The sequence below is a fragment of the Capnocytophaga sputigena genome (assembly GCF_002302495.1).
GTDB lineage: Bacteria > Bacteroidota > Bacteroidia > Flavobacteriales > Flavobacteriaceae > Capnocytophaga > Capnocytophaga sputigena.
The window spans coordinates 2,088,718-2,112,838 of the sequence record NZ_CP022379.1; the positions used below are offsets into that span (position 1 = coordinate 2,088,718).

Consider the following 24,121-nt stretch of genomic DNA (forward strand, 5'->3'; position numbering starts at 1 on the left):
TATATCCTTTAAACAAACACCAATCCCGTTTGCTGTAAGTAATAGTTCTTCCCTACTTGTTCTTTTGCCTTGTCGGAAATCCAAAAATCGGGTTTGAGCAATTGCTCTCCTTTCATCATCTTTGCTTTATGGCTGATTTTCTTAATTTGCTTGATGATATCCTTGAAAATGGCATACATAGGGTACTTTTCGGTGTCGTAATTACCTCTTAGGTTATCGTTCTTATCTGCAAGACTGATAGTTTTAGGATAGGTAAGTTTGAGCCCGAATGTGTTTTCAGGCGCGTGATAAATGGTAGAGAGCAAGTTCTTTTCCTTTTTATAGAGAAGATAAAATGGATCAAGATTCATAAAAGGCTCTTTCGTACGCACTCGTTTATACTTAACAGCATCTTTCTTGTTGTCCTCTACTTCGAGGAAAATGAGTTTTTTGGTTTGATCAATCATACTTTGTCGCATCTTATCCTCAATAGTCCATAAGGTTTTGTGATTATACTTTTCCTCACGGAGCAGTATTTTTTCATAATATTGCTGATAAGCATTAAAGATTTCCTGCTTTTCAGTGCTGATATAGTCTATATCTACTAGCGTATTGCCAGTTACAAACTCATAATCATCTCTACTAAATACCGCTTCAAACTCCTCAGGAGTGATTACAAAATTAAAACTTTTGTGCCAAGTGTTTGCAAAATACATAATGATAATTATTTAGGGGTTAGAAATTAGGGTTTAGCTTTTAGTCGCTATTTAACAACTATTTCCGAAACAAGTTCCTCGCTGCCTTCTCATTGCATTTTTGATGTTTAGCATAAGCTTTAGCAGCACGCAGGCGTATCTGTTCATCGCTTTCACCATTCACATAGCCCGTAAGTGCATCGTGAAGTGTGTAGGCTTCGGCAGCCATCAATCCTGAAGTCCAAACCAGTGGATTTACCTTTGCGTGCTGCAGGTGAGGCTCGAAAAAACGCTTGCTATAGCACGCTAGGATAATCACATCGCGTGTCTTACCATCGGTATTTTTATAAGTGGTATTGAGCTGAAAATCCATCAGTCCGTCGTGTCCTACATACGCAACCAAATCGGCATTGCCAGCAGCGGTATTTTTCAAGAAGTTTTCTGTACAAGTTTTGATATATTTGCCGTCGTAAGCATCAGCGATGAGCGTATAGTTTTTAGTAGCGTGCTTAAAGGTTACTCGATCCAAAATAATATCACTATAAGGCTTTTCCGATTTTACAAACTTCCATTCCTTACTGCGTTTAAAGTAAGTGCGCACGCCATAACCACAACCCCAATAGAGGTTACTATCGGCATCTTGCCCATTGCCAATTCCTTTGGGTACCGGCACAATGCCTTGATACTTATTATCGCAGAGGGCTACCAAAACGTGTATAGTTTTCGTCTGTTGCGCCCATATAGGGGCTGTAACCAAGCAAAAGAATAATAGGAGGTGTTTCATTGTGTTTTCAGTCAAATATTTGTTTGTCTATTGCTAAGAAAGAATCTTTTATAGTTTTAATTATTTCAATCGAAATGTCTCGTTATATTCTTCTTAAAAGTCAAAAGTTTAGTAAAAAATCAAAGGTTGAAAAATGGTTTTGCTTTCCTTTACACCACCTTCAACCCTTGATTATTATTTAAAGCCTATTGTTTAAATACGTTGTTTTCTCTATTGATATCCACACTTCTGTTGTTAGGGTCTAACACTATGCTTTGGATATCACTCAGTGGCATATCAAGCTCAAAAGTGTAAGTGAGGTTACCCCAACCCCAAGCAGGGAGCACAAGGCGAGAGTAATCAGGATAAGTGTTTGGTTTTTCGCCGTAAGTCATTCGCGAAGGCACATATACATATTGAGTTTTCCCAGCTTTATCAGTTACAAAAAGGTCGATAGAGAGGGGTAATCTGCCTAAACGCTTGAGGGTAACGGTCGTTTTATTGCCTTTGGCAGTCACCTTGTCGATAGCGTAATCGGCTACGTGGTCAGTTTGCATAAACTCGTTGAGGAACCACTGCAATTGCAAACCCGATACTTTTTCGGCAATGCGAATAAAATCGTTAGGAGTAGGGTTCTTGAAAGCAAATTCGCGGTAATAACGTTTGAGAGTTTTTAGTAGCGCCTCATTACCCATTAGGTAGTCTAACTGAGTGAGAAACAACTGACCTTTGTAATAAGCGGCAATGCTATAAGCGTAGTTGGTCGCATAACGATCGGAATGAGTGATAGTAGGCTCTTGTAAACCCGATTGTACCAAATTGAGGTAGCCTTCATAAGCATCTTCAAAAGGATATGTGTTTTGAGGGACAAGCCCTAAAACTTGCTGTTCGGCAAGAGTTTGTATATACGAAGTAAAACCCTCGTCCATCCACGGATAAGCTGCTTCATCAGTAGCTAAAAGATGCTGAAACCAAGCGTGGGCAAGTTCGTGAGTGGCTGTGCCTACTAATTTTTCATATTTTTCACCGCCTACCATAAGGGTGCACATAGCGTATTCCATACCGCCGTCACCACCTTGAATAAAAGAGTATTGACGCCAAGGATAAGCACCGATGAGCTTGTTGAAATAATCAAACACTTTCAGCATATCAGGCTGAATGCGTTTCCAAGTTTCAGGATATTTTTTGTAGAAGAAGTGTATGGTTTTACCATCGGCAAGTTTGTGTTTGTCGTGTATGTACTGAGGATCGGCAGCCCAAGTAAAATCGTGTACGCGTTCAGCGACAAAGTGCCAAGTTCTGGTTTTAGCTTTTTTAGGTAGCGCAGGAACTTTCACCCCTTCATCTTCATAGCCAAAGCCTATTTCATTAGCGTTTTGGAGTATACCCGAACCAGCTACCATATAGGTTTTGTCGAGGGTGATTTTCACATCAAAATTACCCCAAACGCCATAGAATTCACGTCCTAAGTACTCGGTGGTGTGCCAACCTTGGTGATCGTAAGCCACCATTTTAGGGTACCATTGAGCCATTGAAAGAGCTACACCATCGGGGTTGTTGCGCCCTGCACGGCGTATCATCACAGGTAACTGACCTTCAAAAGTCATATCGAGCACTGTTTTGCTATGAGGGAGGATAGGGGAGGGGAGGGTAACTTTTAAGATAGTACTCTCGTGGGTGAAAGTTGCTTTTTGCCCATCTTGAGTCATAGCTGTAATGCGCAAAGAGCCTATTTCCGAAGGTGATAGTTTGGCAATTCTACTCTCGTAGATAGGTTTTTGTTTAGTACCTACGTTGTTAGCCATACGTCTATCGGGATCGGGGAGGGCTTGCAAGTTGCTGTCCATCTCGCTATTAGGCTGAAAAGCATTGTAGTAGAGGTGATAGAACACCACGCGAAGAGTGTCGGGGGAATTGTTCGTATACGTGAGTTTTTGAGTGCCTTTGTACTGAAAGGTTTTCACGTCCATTGTCACGTCCATTTGGTAATCAGCTTGTTGTTGCCAAGGATTGTCTTGCGCACTTACATTCAGCGCAAAAGCGAAGCCACAAAGGGCTAATAGCATTTTTTTCATCAGATGAATTGTTTTAGTTTTTTAGAAAGCGCAAAGATAAAGGTTAATTTGCTCATTTCCAAATTTGCTCATTAGCAAATTCTTTACTACCTTTGTCGCCTCAATTATTGTTAATTATTCATTGTCAATTGTTAATTGAAATATTATGGATTTTTTATTTTCTGTTGATGCCCTTGTGGCACTTCTTACCCTTACTTTCCTCGAAATCGTTTTGGGGATTGATAATGTGATATTTATCTCTATCGTTACAGGTAAATTACCCGAAAACCAACGCAAACGTGCTACTCGCTTGGGACTCTTCTTGGCAATGTTTATGCGTATAGGTTTGCTATTGGGAATTTCCTTCCTCATTCGCCTCAAAGACCCGCTTATCAGTTTTGATTGGGGTTGGTTCTCAGCACATTTCAACGGACAAGCACTGATACTTCTCGCAGGAGGTATTTTCTTACTCTACAAATCAACTAAAGAAATTCACGCCAAAGTAAATCATATAGAGCACGTTACCGAATCGGAGCAGCCTCAAGCGCGACAACACGCTTCTTTTAGCGGAGTTATCGTGCAAATCTTACTGATAGACATTATCTTTTCAATAGATAGTATCCTCACAGCTGTGGGAATGACCAATGGATTGGAAGGTGCGATTTACCTAATGATTATCGCTGTAATCCTTTCAGTGGCAATAATGATGCTCTTTGCTAACCCTGTAGGTAACTTTGTGAACCGCAATCCGTCAATTCAAATATTAGCCCTTTCCTTCCTGATACTCATTGGTTTTATGCTTATTACCGAGAGTATGCACCTCTCGGAAGCAGTACTCGCCGGACAAACAGTAGGGGCAGTGCCTAAGGGCTATTTGTACTTTGCAATAGCTTTCTCATTGGGTGTTGAGTTTTTGAATATGAAAATGCGGAAGAAGACTAATAACTAAAAAAATAAAAAGATATGAATGCAATTTTAACCACTCCTCCACAAGGTATTTCTTTGGAAAATGCTATGAATATCCTTAAAAGTCTTAACTTTAATATTGTTGATGTTAAAAAATTAAAGAAGGAAGAGAAAGAGATTCCTAATCAAGAAACTAAAGAAGCTATGGCTGAAGCAGAAAGGTTGATAAAGGACAAAGATACACCTTTCTTTGATGATGTTGATGCGTTTTTATCGTTCTTAAAAAACTAAGATTATGGAGTCTACAGAAACTAAAAAAGAAGATGAGTATAAGTATCAGTTATTCTCTTCTACAAGTTTTAAGAAGGATTATAAGAAGTTTTTGAATGATAAGGTAAGAATAGCTAAGATAGATGATACTATCAAACAGTTAAGAATTGGAGGTGTAGAACAGTTACCTCTAAAAATGAAAGCTCATTTTTTAACAGGAAAATACAAAGGTCATTTAGAATGTCATATAGAGCCAGATTTACTCATTATTTGGCTACAATATGATGAAGAACAAAAGAGAATTGTTCTTACCCGTTTAGGCTCACATTCAGAACTTTTTAAAAAGTAAGAAATGAAAGTATACACCCAATGCAAACATTGCACTGAAGAACTATCTTGCACTACAGAAGCTACTGACCGTGTGGAGTTTGCGATGCGAGAGGGGGAAGAAAAATCACTCGTTTGCCCTAACTGTAATCGCCGTTTTACTTATGAACCCAACGATTTCCGCGCCAAACCCTCAAAAATAGGACAAATAGTAGCCTTAGCTATTCTCATTTTGGGAGTGCCTGCTCTTATCTATGCTTTTGCAGGAAAGAACTACATAGTATTAGGAGGTTATTTGCTGATTCCATGGGCTGTCTATGCCATTATCACCCAGCAAGACCGCAGCAGAGTAAGCAGTTTTAACCAAGTCCTTTTTAGAAGAAAATCACAACGAGAATAACTTACCAGAAAATATAAAGCAATACATATTAGAGCATCTTGATGAGTTTGCTGAAGTTGTATAAGTTATAAAAAAACAAAACCCGATAGTTTGATTGCTCAGAGACCTATCGGGAATAAAACTGGGGCAAAAATACGAATAATTTTAGAAACAACAAAAAAATATAATGGTTTTTGATGATTTTAAAGATATTATTTCAGAGCAACGTATGAATAGATATCTTTTTTCTGTAAACAATAACACGCGTAATGCACAAACTCTCTACAGGAAAAATCTAAAACTCTCACAAGAAATGTTTACTATTATTTCTTGTTTTGAAGTAGCTTTACGAAATAAGATAAACAAACATTATACTTCTCTATATGGTGTTGAGTGGCTGTCTGATTTTATTTATGAAGGAGGAAGATTTGATACTCCATCTACAAAAAGAACTCAAAATATTATTCGTTTTGCAAAAAATAAATTAGGTGCTGATTATACACATTTTAAGTTGATAGCAGAATTAGATTTTGGTTTGTGGAGATATTTATTTGCACGTCCTCAATTTGTAGCAGGAGGACAGAATTTATTACAGATTTTTCCTTCTAAACCACGCAGTTCAGTTTCTATGCAATATAATAACACTTATATTTTTAACGAACTTACAAAAATCAATGAACTTAGAAACAGAATAGCCCATCACGAACCAATATGTTTCAAAAATAATACTGCTGTTATTGATACTAACTACATAAGACAGATATACAATTTGATTTTACAATTATTTACTTGGATGAATATCAATGCTGCTGAACTACTTTATGGTTTAGATCATATTCAAAATGTTTGTAATGAAATTGATAAATTAAAAAATTAGTAAAAACAATGAACAATATTTTAGGATATGATACTATAAAGAACTATTTGCAAGCCAGTGTGGAAGCAGGTCGCATTCCACACGCTCAGTTATTTGTCGCTGGCGAAGGACAAGGTGGACTGCCAATGGCAATTGCCTACGCAACTCTCATCCTCTCGCACGACAACCCCAAAGCAAAGACTCAATGCGCCCAACTCGCTCACCCCGACCTCCATTTTGCTTTCCCCACAGCGACTAACGACAAGGTAAAAAAAGACCCTATTAGCTCGCTCTTTATGGATGAATGGCGCACTTTTGTAAAAGAACAGCCTTATGGCTCTCTTTTCGATTGGCTCGTGTTCCTTGGTATTGAGAAGAAACAAGCCAACATAGGGGTAAATGAGGCTAAAGAGATTACCAATAAGTTAGCACTGAAATCATTTGAAGGGGGCTATAAGGTGATGATTATCTGGATGGCAGAGAAAATGAATCCCGAAGCCTCTAACAAGCTCCTCAAACTCCTTGAAGAACCCGCCGATAAAACGGTCTTTCTCTTGGTGGTAGAAGATGAAAATGCCTTGTTAGACACTATCAAATCGCGTTGCCAAATTCTGCGCTTTCCGCCACTCAGTGAGAAAGCTATCAAGGAAGCGCTCATCGTATGTGGTTTGGCTGAAGCCGAAGCAACTAAAATAGCCCTACGCGCTCAAGGAAACTTCAACAAAGCTCTCCAACTGATGGACAACAAAGAAAGCGAAGAAACTACTTTTGAACGTTGGTTTATTGCGTGGGTGCGTACTGCCTACCGCGCGCGTGGCAACAAAGCCTCTATACAAGGGCTCTTGCAGTGGAGCGACGAGATTAATAAGGTAGGGCGTGAGGCGCAAAAACAGTTTTTGCAGTACTGCGCTGAGGTATTCCGTCAGGCATTTCTGCTGAACTACACAGCCTCCAATTTGGTGTATATGCAATTTAACGACCCTACTTTCCAACTTGCCAAATTTGCGCCTTTTATTCACGGCAACAATATCGAGGCAATACACAACCTCCTCGAAGAAGCCCAGTTACACGTAGAGCGCAACGGCAATGGCAAAGTTATTTTCACCGATTTGGCTATCAAACTCACCCGACTATTACACACCCCTAACACCTGAAAACTGACCCCTAACACCTAATAAACTATGCTCAAAGCAATTTCCCCCATCGATGGTCGTTATGCCGATAAAACGACTTCCCTTGTGCCTTTCTTTTCCGAAATGGCACTTATTCGTTATCGTGTGCAAGTGGAAGTAGAGTACTTCATTGCTCTATGTGAACTCCCCTTGCCTCAACTTGCTGCTTTTCCTAAGGAAAAATACACCGATTTGAGAAAACTCTACCAAAATTTCACTGAAGAGGAAGCTCTAAAAGTAAAAGAAATAGAGCAAACTACCAATCACGATGTGAAAGCGGTAGAATATTTCATCAAAGAGGCTTTCGATTATTTGCAATTGCAACCCTATAAGGAGTTTATACACTTTGGGCTCACTTCTCAGGACATCAACAATACTGCTATTCCGCTCAGCATCAAGGAAGCCGTACAACAAGTGTATTTGCCTGCCTTAGAGCAATTGCTCGGGAAACTGAGAAGTTTAGTAGTCCAATGGAAAGAGGTGCCATTATTAGCACGCACCCACGGTCAGCCGGCATCACCTACACGTTTGGGCAAAGAGTTTGAGGTGTTTGTCGTTCGTATAGAACAGCAGTTACAAACCCTTATAGCCGTGCCTTATGCTGCCAAATTCGGGGGCGCTACTGGTAACTACAACGCTCATAAAGTAGCCTATCCTAATATCGATTGGAAGGCTTTTGGCACCCGCTTTGTAGAGGAAATACTGGTATTACACCACTCATTCCCTACTACCCAAATTGAACATTACGACCATTTAGCTGCTCTTTTTGATGCGCTCAAACGCATTAATACGATTCTCATCGATTTGAACCGCGATATTTGGACGTATATCTCTATGGATTACTTCAAACAACAGATAAAAGCAGGCGAGGTAGGCTCTTCGGCTATGCCTCATAAGGTAAATCCTATTGATTTTGAAAATTCTGAAGGTAATTTAGGTATTGCCAACGCTCTTTTAGAGCATTTATCGGCGAAATTGCCTATTTCCCGCCTGCAGCGCGACCTCACCGATAGTACCGTATTGCGCAATGTAGGGGTGCCTTTTGGTCATATACTCATCGCCTTGCAATCTACCCTCAAAGGACTCAACAAACTCCTTTTAAACGAAGATAAAATCCGCCAAGATTTACAAGACCATTGGGCAGTAGTAGCCGAGGCTATCCAAACGATTTTACGTCGTGAAGGTTATCCTAACCCCTATGAAGCCCTCAAAGCCCTCACGCGCACCAATACCACTATTACAGCCGAGACTATCAGCAGTTTTATCGATACTTTGGAAGTAAGTGAAGACGTAAAGGCAGAATTAAAAGTCATCACCCCCGAGAACTACACAGGAGTTTAGTTTAGGTAAGAGATAAGAAATAAAAAAATGCTCAGGGATTTACCTGAGCATTTTTTTATTGGAATAGTTGTATCAAATTTTCTATGACCCCAAAGTTGGTTTGCTGTGCTAATTCTTTTAAACGCAGTTTGTAAGCATCTTTTTCTTTGCGTTTATTGCTCTTTTTTAGTCCGATGAGGTTTTGTTGAACTTCTTCGTACACTTCAGTTTTCCAGTGTTTTCTCAGTCTGGATTGTGTAAGCAGTTCAATGTCACTGTCAAAAAGGTGCATCATCTCTACTGTTTGCGCACAAAGATTGGTGTCTCTTTCATAAGCAAAGTCGCTCCACATTTCTTCCACAGGGTCTTTGGCTTTCCATAATAAGTGGTTGTATTGCTTGTAGATATCGATAGCATATTCTATTTTGTCCATCCAAATAAGACAATTACAAAGGTTAGAAATTAACACATCAGGGGTGTCGAACACCTGCTCAAACACGTGTAGAGGTTGAGCTTTTTCGTTGCGTTCCAAAGCATTTTCAGCTATTGCTGTAGCCTCATCATCATCACCACGGTGGTAGGCTTGTATCATTTTAGCAACTACATAATGTGTTTCGGGGTAGTAGAAAAAACTATTAGGGTAGTCGTTATAAACACTCTGTATGTACTTATCGGCTTCTTTTACAAGCGCTTCACCTCCTGCTTTTTCCCAATTGCCAGAGCAGTAAGCCCCATAAGCTAAGAAAGAATTTTGACATAAATGCAAATGCTCTAAGGGGTTAGTAGCTAAATAAGTTTTGATCAGACCAACATAGTCTTTTTGCGACATACGATCGTGGTAAGGGTACCAAGGGTAGAGAGATTGAGTGATGATAGGATAACTTTTGTAGCGTTCTAAGAAACTATAAGCATAATCTAAATCTTTAAGAACAAAAGAAGCGTAGGTTTCGTGAGTTTCTCGAAGTTTTGCATCGAAAAAAAAGTATTTTTTCTTAGAGACCATATCATAAAAAATCTCAATTATTTTGTACAGAGAGTTAGTTGCAACAGAAGTTCTTTTGCGAAAAGCATTCCAATCTTCAAAACCTACATACTTACAAATGACATCTAAAGAATTAGGGCTTGGTACTTTTCCTGGTTCAGCTTTCTCATAAAAACGCCGAATGGTTATAGGGGCTAATAAAACCCCTGTTCGTTTATAAATGTCATCTATTAATTTTGTAACAGTACCTTCAAATTCATCAGAAACGAGTTTTTGTAGTTCTCTGAGATTTTTTAAATCGGTTTGATTCATATATTATTGTGAACATTTCATTTAGCGGCAAAAATAAGCATAATTTTTTTAATTTAAAAATTAGAACTAATAGAAATCTATTTGTGATTTTTTACAAGATTGTAAAATTGGATAAAATCTGGACACTATTTTATTTTTCAGTTTGAAAAAAGCACTATATTTTTGCCGGCGAAAAAATAACATAGTATTAACAAAAAAGAAATGTTAAGATATGAAAGAAAAAGAAGTATTAAAAGTAGTGAATACTGATTTGCACATCATAGTAATTTATGATGACAACTCAGTGGATGTGTTTGAGAGATTTCGCAACACTCGCCAAGGATTGTATGAAATAGCTAATGCTATTGAGCTCAATTTTCAAAAAAAATTTTTTATAGATCCAGAATGGGAAACTATAAATTATTTAGGAGAGAAAATTTTATCGTATGTAGGAGCTAAAACAGTTCTTAACAATGGAGAGTATTATTTAAGTAATCCAATGTTTTTTAGTACTATTTTATGTGGTAAAAAATACAGTGGTAGTACTAAAGAGGGCTTGCGAAAAATAGCCGAAAAATATCATATTGAGTACGACCCTACTTGGAATACGCAAACATTAGGACGTAAAATTGTAAACGCTTTAAACTAATAACAAATGGCATATTTATCAGATTTTAGAATCTACATCTCAAACGTTGATCAAGGTTTTGAGGAAATTGCAAAAGATAAGTTTGAACAAGAGAACTATGACGATTATATTAGGGTATACAACAAAGAAGACCCTACTGTGGAAGATTTACTGTCTTTTTTGAAAGAATCTTTCAAAGAATATATCGAAAGTTTTTGTGACTATATTAAAGAGGCAGAAGATTTATCGTATGCTGAAGTATTTGAACAAGATTGGTTCAATTTTGAAGAGGATATGCGGGAACTTTCTGAAGAGTTTTGGTCGCTTAAAATAACTGCCTATGTCATTGGAGAAGATTATAAGTCCGATGCGAGACAGTACAACTTCTACCGTGGAAAATCGGAAGAATTAATCGCAGAGTATATGGGAGATGATGCTGATGAAGCTTACGATTATCCCGAAGGAACACTCTTTTAATCAACTACTTAAAAATGCAAAAATGTTAAAAATTTGTTAAAAAATTAAAATCATATTTTTTTGTATGATATTAAACTGTACAACATAGGGGAAGCTGAAAACCTGATAGAGTAAGCATAAAACAAAAATAAACAAAAATGTCTATGATTACAAAAATAGATAACAATGGAAAAGTAAAATTTTATAACCCTCAAACTGGAGGGCTCTGTGGTGGTATAAGTGCTATAGGTAAAGCTGTAGATGCTTGTCTTAATAGCAATGAAGAAGAGGTTCTTATTCTTTTCGAAAATGGAGATGTAAAAATCTATGCTGTAAAGTCTGGAGGACATAGGTATTCAGTAGTTAATGCTAATGCTTCGCAAAAAGTAATAAGAGCAGTTTTTCAAGGAGATAATGTTCTTCTTACTTTTCAAAATTCTAAAATGCAATTGAGAAGTAAAACAGGTGGAATTATTAGTAATTATTAGTTCCTTTTTTAAAAAAGGCACAAACTATAAAAAAAATAGAGTTTGTGCCTTTCTTTACCTTATTTAACGATTGTTAAAAAAGTAAAGACTATAATAACATATTTAAAATGAGTATTTTATACCGAATAGAAGAAGATATAAAAGAGTTTTTGAATAAAGAACTAAAAGAAGAAGGTAAGGCATTCCTTAATGAATGGGATTTTCAAATGAGTTTATCTCTTTTTCTAACACATATAAAAGGTTATAAAGTTCACTTAGAGTATGTTGTACCTTTAAACTTTTTAGTTGAAAAGAATAAGAAGAAATATCCATTTGCTAACAAAGAAAATATCAACATTGATATTGTGATAGAGAAAGAAGATCTTTTCTATCTTATAGAACTCAAATATAAAACTCAAAGAGCAACTATAAAATTTGAGAGATTTGGGGAAATAAATTGTGTTTCATTAAAAGACCAGTCTCGCATACCTATAAGTAAATATGATTTTTGGAAAGATGTAGCTCGTTTAGAATTCCTAAAAGAAAGTTTTGAGAAAGTTAAAGGTGGACTTTGTATATTTCTAACGAATAATAAGACTTATACAAAGGGAGATAAAGGTATTTCAGAAGAATTTACTATGGAGGCTCAGAAGCCTCATATAGGTACTTTAACTCTTAAAGATGGCAAGACGAAAAAAAAGTGCCCAGAATTTTCATTGTCAAAAGACTACCAGATAGAGAAATGGGACAAAGTGGCAAATGAAGAAACTAAAATAGCTTTTCATTACTGTATAGTAAGAGTTGATTAAAAATAACAAATTAGAAAAATATTAAACTTAAAATATATAAAAAAATGGCATCATTGATAAGTAGTACAACAAAAGAAACATCTGAAGAAAGAATAAATAGAATGTTTCCAGAACCCAAAGGTATAACTGAGGGTTATACGCAAGTTTTTAATGGTATAGATGATTATGTAAAAAAAGTATACCAAGACATAATAATTGACCTTTCTACTCTTTTAGAAAAATGTGCAGAAGTCGCTGACCAATATAACGAACCTGAAGTTTTTGAGACTAACCCTTATACATTTACTCCCCCTCAAACTCTTATAGAGTTTTACATAGCAAAGTACATACGTAGCCAGCTAAATAAAGATCGATGGAATCTTCTTTTTAAAAAAAATATAAATGGTGTTGTTCACGATATTAGGTTAGTTGAAAAAAAAGTTGCTCAGGGGAATGAAAATATTTCTAAAAGAAAACAGAAGCTGAGGACTATTGTTATTGATTTATTTACGGAACTATGGTTGTATCCGCTATTTAATTCTGGATATATTAGTAGAAAAGAGACTGATTTACCTGTCATAATCACTCTTGATGAGCTTGTAGCTAAAATTAAGGCGAAAATGGAGGTTTCAGGGGTTGCTTCTGAAGACTATTATATAATCTTACCTATTATTAATGTCGTAGGCAAAGGAGAAGGAATAGATTTAGAAGAACTTGCCAATAGATTAGGTATTCCGAGAAAGAATATTATTATCTTAGCAAATGAATCAACAAAACTAAAACTTACAGAGGAATTAGACGCTTTTATCAGCTTTTTACAATCTTTGGAAATTCTCTTTGAAATGGAAGATTAAACTGTACAAGTGTCAAACATTTTAATTTTTAACCATTGTCTTAATGAAAAAACTCTTTTTTATCATAGTAGCAAAATTGAGTATTTAAAGACGAGATAACCAATAAAAACCACCGCCACGTATCCATTCAGCGGTGGTTCTTTATTGCCTTAACTTTCCTAATAAACAAATTGGCGAATTGTCAATTACTAATAAAACAGATAGGCTAAAATAACTAGGAGGCAAATTGAATTACCATCAATTTGCCTCCCGGGGGGTGTGTGCGTATAGAGACCCGAAGTCTCGTCACTCACCATCAAAATGATTTTAATCTGTTTTGCGTTGCAAAGATACTACTTTTTTAATACATACGCAAATTTTTTAGCTGTTCTTTATTTGCAATATTTCTATCAACTATATTTTAATAATTGATAATTAAATCTTTACACCCTATACTCTAACCTCTTCATTGTTATCTGTCCATTGTTAATTGTTAATTGTAAAGAATACTGTCTCCTAATTTTCTCCTCTGGTCGTAAGCAAAAGATATATAAACAAAGCAGGAATCCCCATTCTAAAGGTTTCATCAGTATATAAGTGAGGTTGGAAGCCCAGCGGTTTTTGATTTTCTTGGAGAGGTCGTAGCCATAGCGGTCGTAGTTCTTGCGTATAAAGCGGTGTAGGGTAGGAGAGAGGTCGGCGATGAGTTCTTCAAAAGCGTTGGCAATCTGCAACTGTCGGTTTACGATAATGCGCTGTTTGCCCCGTATCCCCCAGCGCAAAGGTTTTACTAATTGCGGACTCCCGCAGGCAGCCACAGTGCAAAGGTAATGCCCTTGGTGGGGTAAATGCGGCGGGTGGTCGTGTTGTGAGAACCCCCAAGTAGTAGTCTCGGTCAGTGCTTTGCTCACAGCATCGTAATCATCTCCAAAGAGCATCAGGATTAAGGTAATGAGTACAAACACAGGCAATATAGCTATTACCGAGGAGCAAAACAGAGCGCTTTTGGTAGAGAGTTTTTCGTTTATTTTATTGAGCCATTGGTGTTTAGAAGGACTAAAAGATAGGTTTTTAGGCAAATCGTAGAGCGTGCGAATGATGATGCCTAAACCTAATAGCAGACTGAAAGCAGGAAAGCAAGCTAAGATTTCAGCATCTTCTTGTGAGCCTAAAAGTTGCAAGATGAGTACCCCGTTAAAAAACAACCCTATATAGAGCACGCACAATCCCAATGCTAAAATAAGTGGTGGCAAAGCTGATTTGCGAAACCAAAGAAGCACTAAAGCAATGTGATATAGTAAGAAAAATACTAAATATATAAGGCTGTATTGTTTAGCGATGAACTCATAACCATTGTCAATAGGGTCAATAGCCTTATCATAAGGATGTACATCGATAGCTACCCCTATGAGGAAGAGAAAAAACAAGAAGATATAACACAAAATCGTTAAACTTTGTGCCAAAGGAACTTGTTGCTTCATAAGTCCGTAGCAACATAAACCTACTAATATTAAAATTGGCAATAATAAAATCATAACTCTTACTTGTTAATTATTACCTCTTATCTCTTACTTCTTACCTCTTACCTTACTTAAAACAATCGCTCCTGCCATTGCTACATTTAGGCTTTCTGTTTGTTGGTGTTTGCTAAAACGCGGAATAGTGATTGCCTTATTCGCTAAGGCGCGCACTTCGGGGGTTATCCCATTGGCTTCATTGCCTAAGATAAGTATGCAATCTTCGGGAAATTCGGTAGTGTAGAGGGGCTCACCTTCTAAATCCATTACATATACGGGCAGACTACAAGTAGCCAAAAATCCCGCTAAATCTACGTAATGCACCGCTACACGGGTAAGTGAACCCATAGTGGCTTGCACTACTTTGGGGTTATAGCAATCTACGGTTTGGGTGTTACAGAGCAAAGTTTCGATGCCAAACCAGTCGCAGAGGCGTATCAGTGTCCCTAAATTACCAGGGTCTTGCACGTTGTCCAAAGCGAGAATTACCCCCTCTTGCAGTATGCCCTTGTGCTTGCGTTGCTGAAAAATTGCCAAGCCCTCATCAGGGTTTTTGAGGGCACTCACTTTCCTCAATTCCTCTTTGCTCACCAGCGTGACAGCGTGATGACTAAGAGCTTCGGCAAACACTTCGGTGGCGATGAGCAGTTCTAATCGGTAGCCTGCTTGCAGAAATTCCACGATGCTCTTTTTTCCTTCTACTATAAAGAGATTCAGCTCGTTGCGGTATTTCTTCTGTTGTAATTTCTGAATTAATTTGAGTTGATTTTTGCTAAGCATAAAATAATTGTGTATTTTTGAGCCCTAAAAAACAAAAACTTGTGAGAAATACGCGTTCCCCACTAAGCCTTATCGGTATACTACTCGTCTTGACCATTGCACTCAGCGCGTGTGATGCTACCAAGCGTGTGCCTAAAGACCGCCATTTGCTCAGAGAAAATCTCGTGTATGTGAATGGCACTAAAACCGACGATGCAAAGATAAACAATTTTGTGTTACAAAAGCCTAATTCGTATATTTTAGGAATGCCCATCAGTTTGTATATCTACAATTTGGGCAATCCTAATGCCGAAAAAGACTTCGCTCAATGGATTGATACACACCCGCGTTGGCATCGTTTTCTCAAAGGACTCTTGTCTGAAAAACAGGTGGGCAGACTCCAGAAATCGTTTTTAGTATCGGGTATCGACCACCAATTGCAACGCATAGGCGAAGCTCCTGCCGTGCTCGATACAGCCCGTGTGCATAAATCAACCAAACAATTGGGAGCGTACTTCCGCAGTATAGGTTATTTCAACAACAAAGTAACCGATAGCATTTTCCCTCTTCCTAAAGAAGAAAAACAACAAGCCAAAGTAGGCTACTACATCACCACGGGCGAGCGTTACTATTTGGATAGCCTCAAAACCAAAATCACTTCCCCCGAAATTGATTCGGTTTACCAATTGCACAAATCAAAAACTTTCCTCAAATCGGGGGCGCCTTATCAGCTTAGCGATTTTAGCAACGAGCGTTCACGCCTATATGAACTCTTCCGCAATAATGGTTTTTACACTTTTCAGCAGAGTTCCATCAACTTCCAAATTGTGCGCGATACGGTTGCTGCCCAAAAAGACACTAAACTACAGGTAACCACCGATATAGGCGACCTTATAGAACGCGATGGCGATGTGATTACTACCAAAAAATACAAAGTACACCACATCAATAAAATACGCCTCTACACAGATTACGACAGCAAAGTAGATAAGAGTACTTTGGACTCTTTGCAGTATCGCGATATGCTTATTTACTACAAGGATAAACTCCGCTATCGTCCGCGAGTGCTGTACCACGCTACGGGGCTGCGAAAAGGGGCGGTCTACTCCGATATGGAGCGCGGTAATACTTATCGCCAGTTCAATAACTTACGCGTGTTTCGCTACCCCAATATGGAGTTTAAATACGCCGCCAATGATACCTTGCAAAACAAACTCGATGCGAATATCTACCTATCGTCTATGGATAAATTTTCACTGCGCCTTACCAATGAGATTAAGCGTTCGGAAATTGAAGCCATTGGTTTTGGGATAGGTACTTCGTTTGCAGCACGCAACTTGTTTAGAGGGGCTGAAACTTTAGAGCTGAACTTCCAAGGTACTTTTGCCTCTCAGCCTACACTCAAAGATACGCGATTTTTCAATACTTCGGAGGTGAGTGGTGATATCCGCCTCATTTTCCCCTCTATCGTTTTTCCACTGAATACTCGTAAGCTCATTCCGTACTATATGACCCCTCAAACTATTTTGCAAGGAGGGATGAGTTACCAAACTAATATAGGGCTTGACAAACGCACTACTTCGGGCTTATTGCGCTATGTGTGGAACCCCCGCAACCAAAAGAATAAGGTGATTTTCGATTTGATAAACGTACAGTACGTGAACAATATCAACCCTGGTAACTTTTTTAATATCTACCAAAGTACGTATGAAAGGCTCAATGATATTGCTCGTAAGTATAGCTTAGGCAGTAGATATGTGGATAGCCGAGGGAATCTTACCCCCTCCGAAGGTACCTTTAACTTTATTAATGATATATTTGAAGGGACTTTAACTATTCAGGATGAGGATATTTTGCCTCTTTTTGGAGTCGCTGAACGCTATCGCCGTATTACTAACAACGACTTTATCGTGGCAAGTAGTTTTACGTATATCATCAATAGCAAATCACAGTTTTTTGACCGCAATTTCTCTCAACTCCGCTTCAAAATAGAAGGAGCAGGCAGTTTGCTCAATGCCATTGCAGCGACCTACAAGGTAGTGAATAGTGATGGGAGTACTAAAAATAAACTCTTTGGGGTGGAATACGCCCAATATGCCAAAGCTGAGGTCGATTTTATCAAGCACTTCCCTGTTAGCAAACAGAGTTATTTGGCGTTTCGTTCTTTCTTAGGAGTCGCAATTCCGTATGGTAATTCCGATAATATACCCTTCTCACAGAGTTATTTTGCGGGAGGTACTACCGATAACCGCGGGTGGAAAGCCTACCGCTTAGGACCTGGGGCAAGTGGTTCAATTTTGGATTACAACGAAGCCAATATGAAGATTACACTCAATTTGGAATATCGTTTTCCTATCTTAGGAGCTCTCAAAGGAGCGCTCTTTACCGATGTAGGAAATATTTGGAATGTAGCCGATGATACTCGATTTGATAAGTATAAATTCAAAGATCTTTCATCACTAAAAGATGTAGGTTTGAGTACAGGTTTAGGTTTGCGTTATGATTTCAACTTTTTTGTAATTCGCCTTGATATGGGTATCCCTACCTATGACCCTGCTGAGCCAGTAGGTAGTCGCTGGATAAAGAAGTTTAAGATTAAGGAAACAGTGTTTAACTTTGGTATTAACTATCCTTTCTAAAAAAGTATGCAACCTCTTACGTGTATTATAGTAGACGATGAACCTATGGCGCTCTGTCTCCTAGAGAGTTATGTGCAGAAAACGCTTTCCTTGCAACTTGTAGGGAAGTTTAGCAATGCCATAGATGTATTGCAATTTCTGCATAGCAACCCCGCCCCCGAGCTTATCTATATGGATATACAGATGCCAGAACTCAACGGTTTGCAACTCTCCAAAAAGCTCCCCACGGCTTCAAAAATCGTCTTTACTACAGCTTTTGATCAGTATGCCTTAGAAGGGTATAAAGTAAATGCGATAGGCTATTTACTGAAACCTTTTGATTACTCCGAGTTTTTGGAAACAGTAGAAAAAGCCTTGCTTATCGCTGGAACTACTGCCCCTCAAATTACCGAAGTACCTGATTATATGTTCGTAAAAACTGATTACAAACAAGTGAAGGTGCTCTACAGCGATATTCTTTATATAGAAAGCCTAAAAGATTATGTGAGAATATACCTCATCGGCGATACACCCCCCATTACCACCCTGATGAGTTTAAAGAAATTAGAAGAAGATTTACCTCCTGAACAATTTATGCGCGTACATCGCTCGTTTATTGTAGCCTTAGATAAAGTGGAAGTGGTAGAGCGCAACCAAGTAGTATTTGGCAAACAGCGCATCACCATTGCCGAGCACTGCAAAGAATCATTTTTTGAGAAGATTAAGTTATAAAAAAAGTAAATGCTCAGGTTATCCCTGAGCATTATTAATATTATTTTTGAGTGCAGGGCACTGTGCTATGACAGGCGGGGCACTATGTTTTTCAGTGCAAAATTACAATTTTTTTTATTCTTACCAAAAAATTAAATGAATATTTTCATTTTATTTTGTATAACATTATTAATAACTTGGTTTTCTTTATATTTGTAAAGAGTATCTTCTATAGCTTTAATCATATCGTTTTTTCTATTATCAGAAATTTGCTCTAACATATATGAAATGACTTTTATACAAGAAGCTAATGAATGTCTATCTCTATTTTCAAAAGTGATAGCTGGTATAGCAGCTATGCCCTTAGGAGTTTTGAAGTCAAATAGGACTCCTGAATGAGCACAAGTATTTCTAATTAAAACAATAGTCTCCATAAAGTTAATGAATTTATTAATGTTATTAACATTGTAAAGTTTAGAAATTCTTTCTCGTATATCATTATCTATTAAGTTCTTGTATATTTTTAAGATAGTGCCGAAAGAAAAGAATTCTAAGGTTTTCCAAGCAGGAGCATATTTGCCTTCTTCATATTTATTACAAAAATAATTTTCAAACAATTCTTCTTTGTTTTTAGTGTTAATCTTGTAATATTTTTCGTGATGTGCTTTTATAGGTTTATTTCTATCAATAAAATCACAATTATAATATTTGTCTAACTCCTGAATAAAGATACTACTAACCACATTGCTATCGGCAAACCAAAAAGGAGAGGTTTTGTATTTATTGGAGACATAATAGATAAGTTTAGTTCTGAAATTTATTTCAATTCGGCTAATATACCTCATTAAGATATTTCGCAAATCTACATCCAAATAATAAAGAGCTACTACATCAGAAAATTTTGTATCAGGAACTAAATTGTGTTCTTTATCAATAGAAAAAGGATGCCAATAAAATCCTAATCTATAATATCCTATATCTAAGAGTACATCTTTTACTTTCTTCTCATCCCAATCAAAGCACATACCTCTTTCTTGTAGTCTCTGTATTTGCTCCTTATAATTAGTAGCTATACTTCCCATAAATTTTAAAGTTTAATTATATCGTGGCTTAATTAAAATGAATAACAGAACAAAAAAAATATTTTTTTGTTCTGTTACTTAATTATTTAAAATTATTTAAGAGTCTTTTTAACGGCAACTTCTTGGAAGGCTTCTATTACATCACCTTCGTGAATATCGTTGTAGTTTTTGATTTGCAAACCGCAATCGTAACCTTTGCTCACTTCTTTTACGTCGTCTTTGAAACGCTTGAGTGAAGAAAGTTCGCCGGTATAAATCACCACATTCTCGCGCAATAGACGTATCTTAGAGTTGCGATAAATTTTACCATCAGTTACCATACAGCCCGCAATGGTTCCTACTTTAGAAATCTTGAAGAGTTCGCGTATCTCTACTGTACCAGTAACTTCTTCTTTGAACACTGGTGAAAGCATACCTTCCATCGCGTCTTTTAAGTCGTTGATAGCGTCGTAGATGATAGAGTAGGTACGGATATCAATAGATTCTTTTTCTGCCAAAGCACGTGCATTAGTCATTGGGCGAACGTTGAAACCGATGATAATCGCATCAGAGGCTGAAGCTAACAATACATCCGATTCGGTGATAGCACCCACACCTTTGTGGATGATAGATACTTGAATTTCTTCGGTAGAGAGTTTTTGGAATGAATCGGTAAGCGCTTCTACCGAGCCATCTACGTCTCCTTTCAGGATGATGTTCAACTGTTTGAAATCGCCGAGGGCAATGCGTCGTCCAATCTCGTCAAGGGTGATGTGGCGCTGTGTACGTACCGATTGTTCGCGTTGTAACTGAGCGCGTTTGGCTACTATTTGTTTAGCTTCTTTCTCGTCTTCAAATACATAGAACTTATCACCTGCTTGAGGGGCTCCGTCGAGACCTAAGATAGAGATAGGAGTAGAAGGACCTGCTTCTTTCACCTTTCTACCGCGCTCATCGTGCATAGCGCGTATTTTACCCGAGTTAGTACCTGCAAGTACATAATCACCTACGCGCAAAGTTCCTGATTCTACGAGTACAGTAGATACATAACCACGACCTTTGTCGAGAGCAGCTTCTACTACAGTACCTACAGCAGGCTTGTTAGGATTTGCTTTTAGTTCGAGGATTTCAGCTTCTAAGAGTACTTTTTCCAATAGTTCAGGAACACCAATACCTTGTTTAGCTGAGATGTCCTGTGATTGTATTTTACCACCCCATTCTTCCACAAGTAGGTTCATACCAGCCAAGCGTTCTTTAATTTTATCGGGGTTAGCATTAGGTTTGTCAATCTTGTTGATAGCAAAGATGATAGGCACTCCAGCTGCTTGAGCGTGACTGATTGCCTCTTTAGTTTGTGGCATCACATCGTCATCGGCAGCTACCACAATGATAGCGATGTCAGTTACTTTAGTACCACGAGCACGCATAGCGGTAAAGGCTTCGTGACCAGGGGTATCGAGGAATGTAATGCGCTCACCGCTTTCGAGTTTCACCCCGTAAGCTCCAATGTGCTGAGTAATACCACCACTTTCACCTGCAATCACATTTTCTTTACGAATGTAGTCGAGGAGTGATGTTTTACCGTGGTCTACGTGACCCATTACGGTTACGATAGGCGCACGAGGCACTAAATCTTCAGGTTGATCTTCTTCAGTATGGATAGCCTCCTCAATGTTGGCAGTTGCAAATTCCACTTCATAACCAAATTCATCGGCTACGATAGAGAGGGTTTCAGCATCAAGACGCTGGTTCATAGTAACCATAATGCCGAGTGACATACAAGCACCAATAACCTTGTTGATAGGCACATCCATCATTGTAGCTAATTCGTTTACGGTAACGAACTCGGTTACTTTTAAGATTTTTTCTTGTTGTTCTTGTTCTGCGAGTTCTTGTTCCGCTTTTTGGCGGTGAGTTTCGCGTTTTTCTTTGCGGTATTTAGCCCCTTTAGATTTGGTACCTTTTCCTTGCAAGCGTTCGAGGGTTTCGCGCACTTGTTTTTGTACCTCTTCTTCAGTAGGTTCTATTTTGGTAATAATCTTGTTTTTCTTTTCTTTTTTCGCAGTGTCGCCACCTTTGGTTACATTCACTTCATCTTTGCGAATGCGTTTGCGTTTGCGTTTTTCGCTGTCGGCAGTAGCCCCAATAGTACTATTAGTAGTTTGAGCCTCTTTTTCTTTGTCTTTATGACGGTTGCGTTTGCGTTTTTTCTTCTTTTTCTCGAATTGGCTAAGGTCAATTTTCTCACCTACCACTTTAGGCCCAGTGAGTTTTTGGTATTGGGTTTCAATCACACCAATAGAAATCTCAGGAGTAGGTTCTTCCTTGTGTTTAGTGTGTTGTTCCTTTTTCTTAGGCGGGGTAATGGCTTGCATCAAAGGGTTTTGATAAACAGTTTTATTTTTTTGAGCGTCGGGTTTGGGGGATTCTTTCTTTTTGATCTCTTTGTGGTCTTTGTGGTTATGATTTTTATTTTCGTTGTTTTTAACAACTTCGGCAGCAGGAGTTACTTCTACTTCTTTTGCTACTACGGGCTCTACAGGAGTAGGAGGGGTGCTTGCTACCTCGGTTTTAGGAGCTTCGGCAGGAATTGTTTTTTCCTCTTTTTTAGCCCCATCAAGGTCTATTTTGCCCACAGGTTTGAGTCCTGCCAATTGAGCTTTGGCACGAATTACTTCCTGTTCTTGTTGCTTGCGTTTTTCTTGGTTTTCCTTCTCTTGTTCCATACGGATAGCTTCACGCTCTTTGCGCTTATCTTCTACAATTTCTTTAGAAACCGCACGCTTATTTTTGTCGGCTTTAAATTTGTTAGAAAGGAACTCAAAAGCCTCTTCGGTAATTTTAGTGTTCAAACTCTCCTCAATTTCAATGTTTTTGTGTTTTTTGAGTTCTTCCACTGCAGTCGCCAAAGAGATATTTAAATCCTTTAAAACTTTGTTAATTCTTATTGTTTTTCCCTCGCTCATATATATGTTTTTAGTTATCAATTAGCAATCGACAATTACATAATTGTCAATTCCCCTTTTTTGTTACCTCTTACCTAAATTACCTGCTACTCAAATTCGGCAGCAAGTACTTGTAGCACCTCGTTTACGGTTTCTTCCTCAAGGTCGGTGCGTTGCATTAGCTCTTCAGCTGAAAGTTCAAGTACGCTTTTAGCGGTATCAAGACCTGCTTTTTGGAGCTCTTCAATTACCCATTGTTCAATTTCATCGTTGAACTCGGTAAGTTCAATATCTTCTTCGGTTACTCCTTCGCGATATACATCGATTTCATAACCTGAAAGCTGACTTGCTAAACGGATGTTGTACCCTGATTTACCAATAGCTTTAGAGACTTCTTCGTTAGCCAAATATACATCGGCGCGTTTTTCTTCTTCGTTGATAATCACTGATGATACACGTGCAGGTGCTAAAGCACGAGTGATGAGCAGTTGCGGATTGTTAGTGAAAGGCAATACATCGATATTCTCGTTGCCTAACTCGCGCACAATGCCGTGAATACGTGCTCCGCGTACACCTACGCAAGCCCCTACTGCATCAATGCGTTCATCAAATGAATCTACAGCTACTTTGGCTTTTTCACCAGGGATGCGCACTACTTTGCTAATGGTGATAAGTCCATCGGCAATCTCTGGAATTTCTTGCTCAAACAAGCGCTCTAAGAACACTGGAGAGGTACGCGACATAATAATGGTAGGTTTAGTGCTTTTAAGCTCTACCGATTCAATAATTCCGCGCACGTGTTCGCCTTTTTTGAAGAAGTCGGATGGGATTTGTTTTTCTTTAGGGAGAATGATTTCGTTGCCTTCGTCGTCAAGCAGAATAATAGCTTTGTGACGAATGTGGTGGATTTCGGCAACGTATAGCTGACCTATCAAGTCTTTGAAACGTTGATAGATAGTCATACTATCGTATTCGTGGATTTTGGAGATAAGATTTTGGCGTAATGCTAAAATGGCACGACGACCTAAGTCATTAATTTTAATTTCTTCAGAAACGTCTTCCCCTACTTCAAAGTCGGGTTCGATTTTGCGAGCTGCCGAAAGGGCGATTTGCTGGTTGTCGTTAGTAACCGCATCGTCTTCCACTACCACGCGGTTGCGGAAGATTTGTAGGTCGCCTTTATCGGGGTTGATGATGATATCGAAATTATCGTCAGAGCCGTATTTCTTTTTAAGGGTGTTGCGGAAAACCTCTTCCAAAATAGCCATCAAGGTTTCGCGGTTGATGAGTTTATCATCTTTAAACTCCGAGAATGATTCGATTAATTCAAGACTATTCATATAC

Annotated in this window: 23 protein-coding genes; 14 read left to right on the forward strand and 9 right to left on the reverse strand. The window is 38.3% G+C overall.

Annotated features, from left to right (window positions below):
* Window positions 1-8 precede the first annotated feature (8 nt).
* The 3 genes from CGC57_RS09395 to CGC57_RS09405 form a co-directional block, all read right to left on the reverse strand.
* Complete coding sequence (locus CGC57_RS09395; protein WP_095898916.1) at window positions 9-695, reverse strand: hypothetical protein; 687 nt, start codon at window positions 693-695, stop codon at window positions 9-11.
* 58 nt (window positions 696-753) lie between these two features.
* Window positions 754-1,458 carry a hypothetical protein gene (locus tag CGC57_RS09400; RefSeq protein ID WP_095898917.1) on the reverse strand — a complete coding sequence of 235 codons (705 nt, stop codon included), beginning with the start codon at window positions 1,456-1,458 and terminating at the stop codon, window positions 754-756.
* Window positions 1,459-1,643: 185 nt separating this feature from the next.
* Window positions 1,644-3,512 carry a M1 family metallopeptidase gene (locus tag CGC57_RS09405; protein ID WP_095898918.1) on the reverse strand — a complete coding sequence of 623 codons (1,869 nt, stop codon included), beginning with the start codon at window positions 3,510-3,512 and terminating at the stop codon, window positions 1,644-1,646.
* A gap of 145 nt (window positions 3,513-3,657) precedes the next feature.
* On the opposite strand from CGC57_RS09405, the gene CGC57_RS09410 reads away from it, so the two are divergent.
* From CGC57_RS09410 to purB, 7 genes are all read left to right on the forward strand, one after another.
* Window positions 3,658-4,440, forward strand: a complete 783-nt coding sequence (locus CGC57_RS09410; protein WP_095898919.1) for a TerC family protein — start codon at window positions 3,658-3,660, stop codon at window positions 4,438-4,440.
* 14 nt (window positions 4,441-4,454) lie between these two features.
* Window positions 4,455-4,688 carry a hypothetical protein gene (locus CGC57_RS09415; protein ID WP_009750893.1) on the forward strand — a complete coding sequence of 78 codons (234 nt, stop codon included), beginning with the start codon at window positions 4,455-4,457 and terminating at the stop codon, window positions 4,686-4,688.
* 4 nt (window positions 4,689-4,692) lie between these two features.
* Window positions 4,693-5,016, forward strand: a complete 324-nt coding sequence (locus CGC57_RS09420; protein ID WP_095898920.1) for a type II toxin-antitoxin system YafQ family toxin — start codon at window positions 4,693-4,695, stop codon at window positions 5,014-5,016.
* 3 nt (window positions 5,017-5,019) lie between these two features.
* On the forward strand, window positions 5,020-5,394 hold the full coding sequence (locus tag CGC57_RS09425; RefSeq protein ID WP_095898921.1) for a hypothetical protein: 375 nt from the start codon (window positions 5,020-5,022) through the stop codon (window positions 5,392-5,394).
* Window positions 5,395-5,560: 166 nt separating this feature from the next.
* On the forward strand, window positions 5,561-6,250 hold the full coding sequence (locus CGC57_RS09430; protein WP_095898922.1) for an Abi family protein: 690 nt from the start codon (window positions 5,561-5,563) through the stop codon (window positions 6,248-6,250).
* A gap of 8 nt (window positions 6,251-6,258) precedes the next feature.
* The gene (locus CGC57_RS09435; protein WP_095898923.1) at window positions 6,259-7,383 is read left to right on the forward strand and encodes a DNA polymerase III subunit; all 1,125 of its coding nucleotides are present in this window, start codon (window positions 6,259-6,261) and stop codon (window positions 7,381-7,383) included.
* Between the two features lie 27 nt (window positions 7,384-7,410).
* Window positions 7,411-8,742 (forward strand): adenylosuccinate lyase, encoded by a 1,332-nt coding sequence (gene purB, locus CGC57_RS09440; RefSeq protein WP_095898924.1) that lies wholly within the window; start codon window positions 7,411-7,413, stop codon window positions 8,740-8,742.
* 55 nt (window positions 8,743-8,797) lie between these two features.
* Here the strand turns inward: purB and CGC57_RS09445 are convergent, their stop codons facing one another.
* On the reverse strand, window positions 8,798-10,015 hold the full coding sequence (locus tag CGC57_RS09445) for a hypothetical protein (protein ID WP_095898925.1): 1,218 nt from the start codon (window positions 10,013-10,015) through the stop codon (window positions 8,798-8,800).
* Window positions 10,016-10,226: 211 nt separating this feature from the next.
* Between CGC57_RS09445 and CGC57_RS09450 the strand changes: the two genes are divergently transcribed.
* From CGC57_RS09450 to CGC57_RS09470, 5 genes are all read left to right on the forward strand, one after another.
* A complete protein-coding gene (locus tag CGC57_RS09450) occupies window positions 10,227-10,643 on the forward strand; it encodes a hypothetical protein (protein WP_095898926.1) in 417 nt (138 codons plus the stop codon).
* Window positions 10,644-10,649: 6 nt separating this feature from the next.
* Window positions 10,650-11,099, forward strand: a complete 450-nt coding sequence (locus CGC57_RS09455) for a hypothetical protein (protein ID WP_095898927.1) — start codon at window positions 10,650-10,652, stop codon at window positions 11,097-11,099.
* 143 nt (window positions 11,100-11,242) lie between these two features.
* The gene (locus tag CGC57_RS09460) at window positions 11,243-11,566 is read left to right on the forward strand and encodes a hypothetical protein (RefSeq protein WP_126371674.1); all 324 of its coding nucleotides are present in this window, start codon (window positions 11,243-11,245) and stop codon (window positions 11,564-11,566) included.
* Window positions 11,567-11,673: 107 nt separating this feature from the next.
* On the forward strand, window positions 11,674-12,354 hold the full coding sequence (locus tag CGC57_RS09465; RefSeq protein WP_095898929.1) for a hypothetical protein: 681 nt from the start codon (window positions 11,674-11,676) through the stop codon (window positions 12,352-12,354).
* A 44-nt stretch (window positions 12,355-12,398) separates the two neighbouring features.
* Window positions 12,399-13,187, forward strand: coding sequence for a hypothetical protein (locus CGC57_RS09470; RefSeq protein ID WP_095898930.1), 789 nt, complete (start codon window positions 12,399-12,401; stop codon window positions 13,185-13,187).
* 422 nt (window positions 13,188-13,609) lie between these two features.
* On the opposite strand, the gene CGC57_RS09475 is transcribed toward CGC57_RS09470, so the two are convergent.
* Together CGC57_RS09475 and CGC57_RS09480 are read right to left on the reverse strand one after the other, a co-directional pair.
* On the reverse strand, window positions 13,610-14,701 hold the full coding sequence (locus tag CGC57_RS09475; protein WP_095898931.1) for a DUF6688 domain-containing protein: 1,092 nt from the start codon (window positions 14,699-14,701) through the stop codon (window positions 13,610-13,612).
* Between the two features lie 33 nt (window positions 14,702-14,734).
* On the reverse strand, window positions 14,735-15,463 hold the full coding sequence (locus CGC57_RS09480; protein ID WP_095898932.1) for an RNA methyltransferase: 729 nt from the start codon (window positions 15,461-15,463) through the stop codon (window positions 14,735-14,737).
* Between the two features lie 41 nt (window positions 15,464-15,504).
* Between CGC57_RS09480 and tamL the strand changes: the two genes are divergently transcribed.
* Together tamL and CGC57_RS09490 are read left to right on the forward strand one after the other, a co-directional pair.
* Complete coding sequence (gene tamL / locus CGC57_RS09485; protein ID WP_095899496.1) at window positions 15,505-18,081, forward strand: translocation and assembly module lipoprotein TamL; 2,577 nt, start codon at window positions 15,505-15,507, stop codon at window positions 18,079-18,081.
* Window positions 18,082-18,087: 6 nt separating this feature from the next.
* On the forward strand, window positions 18,088-18,792 hold the full coding sequence (locus CGC57_RS09490) for a LytR/AlgR family response regulator transcription factor (RefSeq protein ID WP_095898933.1): 705 nt from the start codon (window positions 18,088-18,090) through the stop codon (window positions 18,790-18,792).
* A 131-nt stretch (window positions 18,793-18,923) separates the two neighbouring features.
* Here CGC57_RS09490 and CGC57_RS09495 read toward each other — a convergent pair whose 3' ends face one another.
* The 3 genes from CGC57_RS09495 to nusA all read right to left on the reverse strand — a co-directional run bounded on the left by CGC57_RS09495 (window position 18,924) and on the right by nusA (window position 24,117).
* Complete coding sequence (locus CGC57_RS09495; protein WP_095898934.1) at window positions 18,924-19,853, reverse strand: Abi family protein; 930 nt, start codon at window positions 19,851-19,853, stop codon at window positions 18,924-18,926.
* A gap of 92 nt (window positions 19,854-19,945) precedes the next feature.
* Window positions 19,946-22,798, reverse strand: coding sequence for a translation initiation factor IF-2 (gene infB, locus CGC57_RS09500; protein ID WP_095898935.1), 2,853 nt, complete (start codon window positions 22,796-22,798; stop codon window positions 19,946-19,948).
* Between the two features lie 86 nt (window positions 22,799-22,884).
* Complete coding sequence (gene nusA, locus CGC57_RS09505) at window positions 22,885-24,117, reverse strand: transcription termination factor NusA (RefSeq protein WP_002679495.1); 1,233 nt, start codon at window positions 24,115-24,117, stop codon at window positions 22,885-22,887.
* Window positions 24,118-24,121 lie beyond the last annotated feature (4 nt).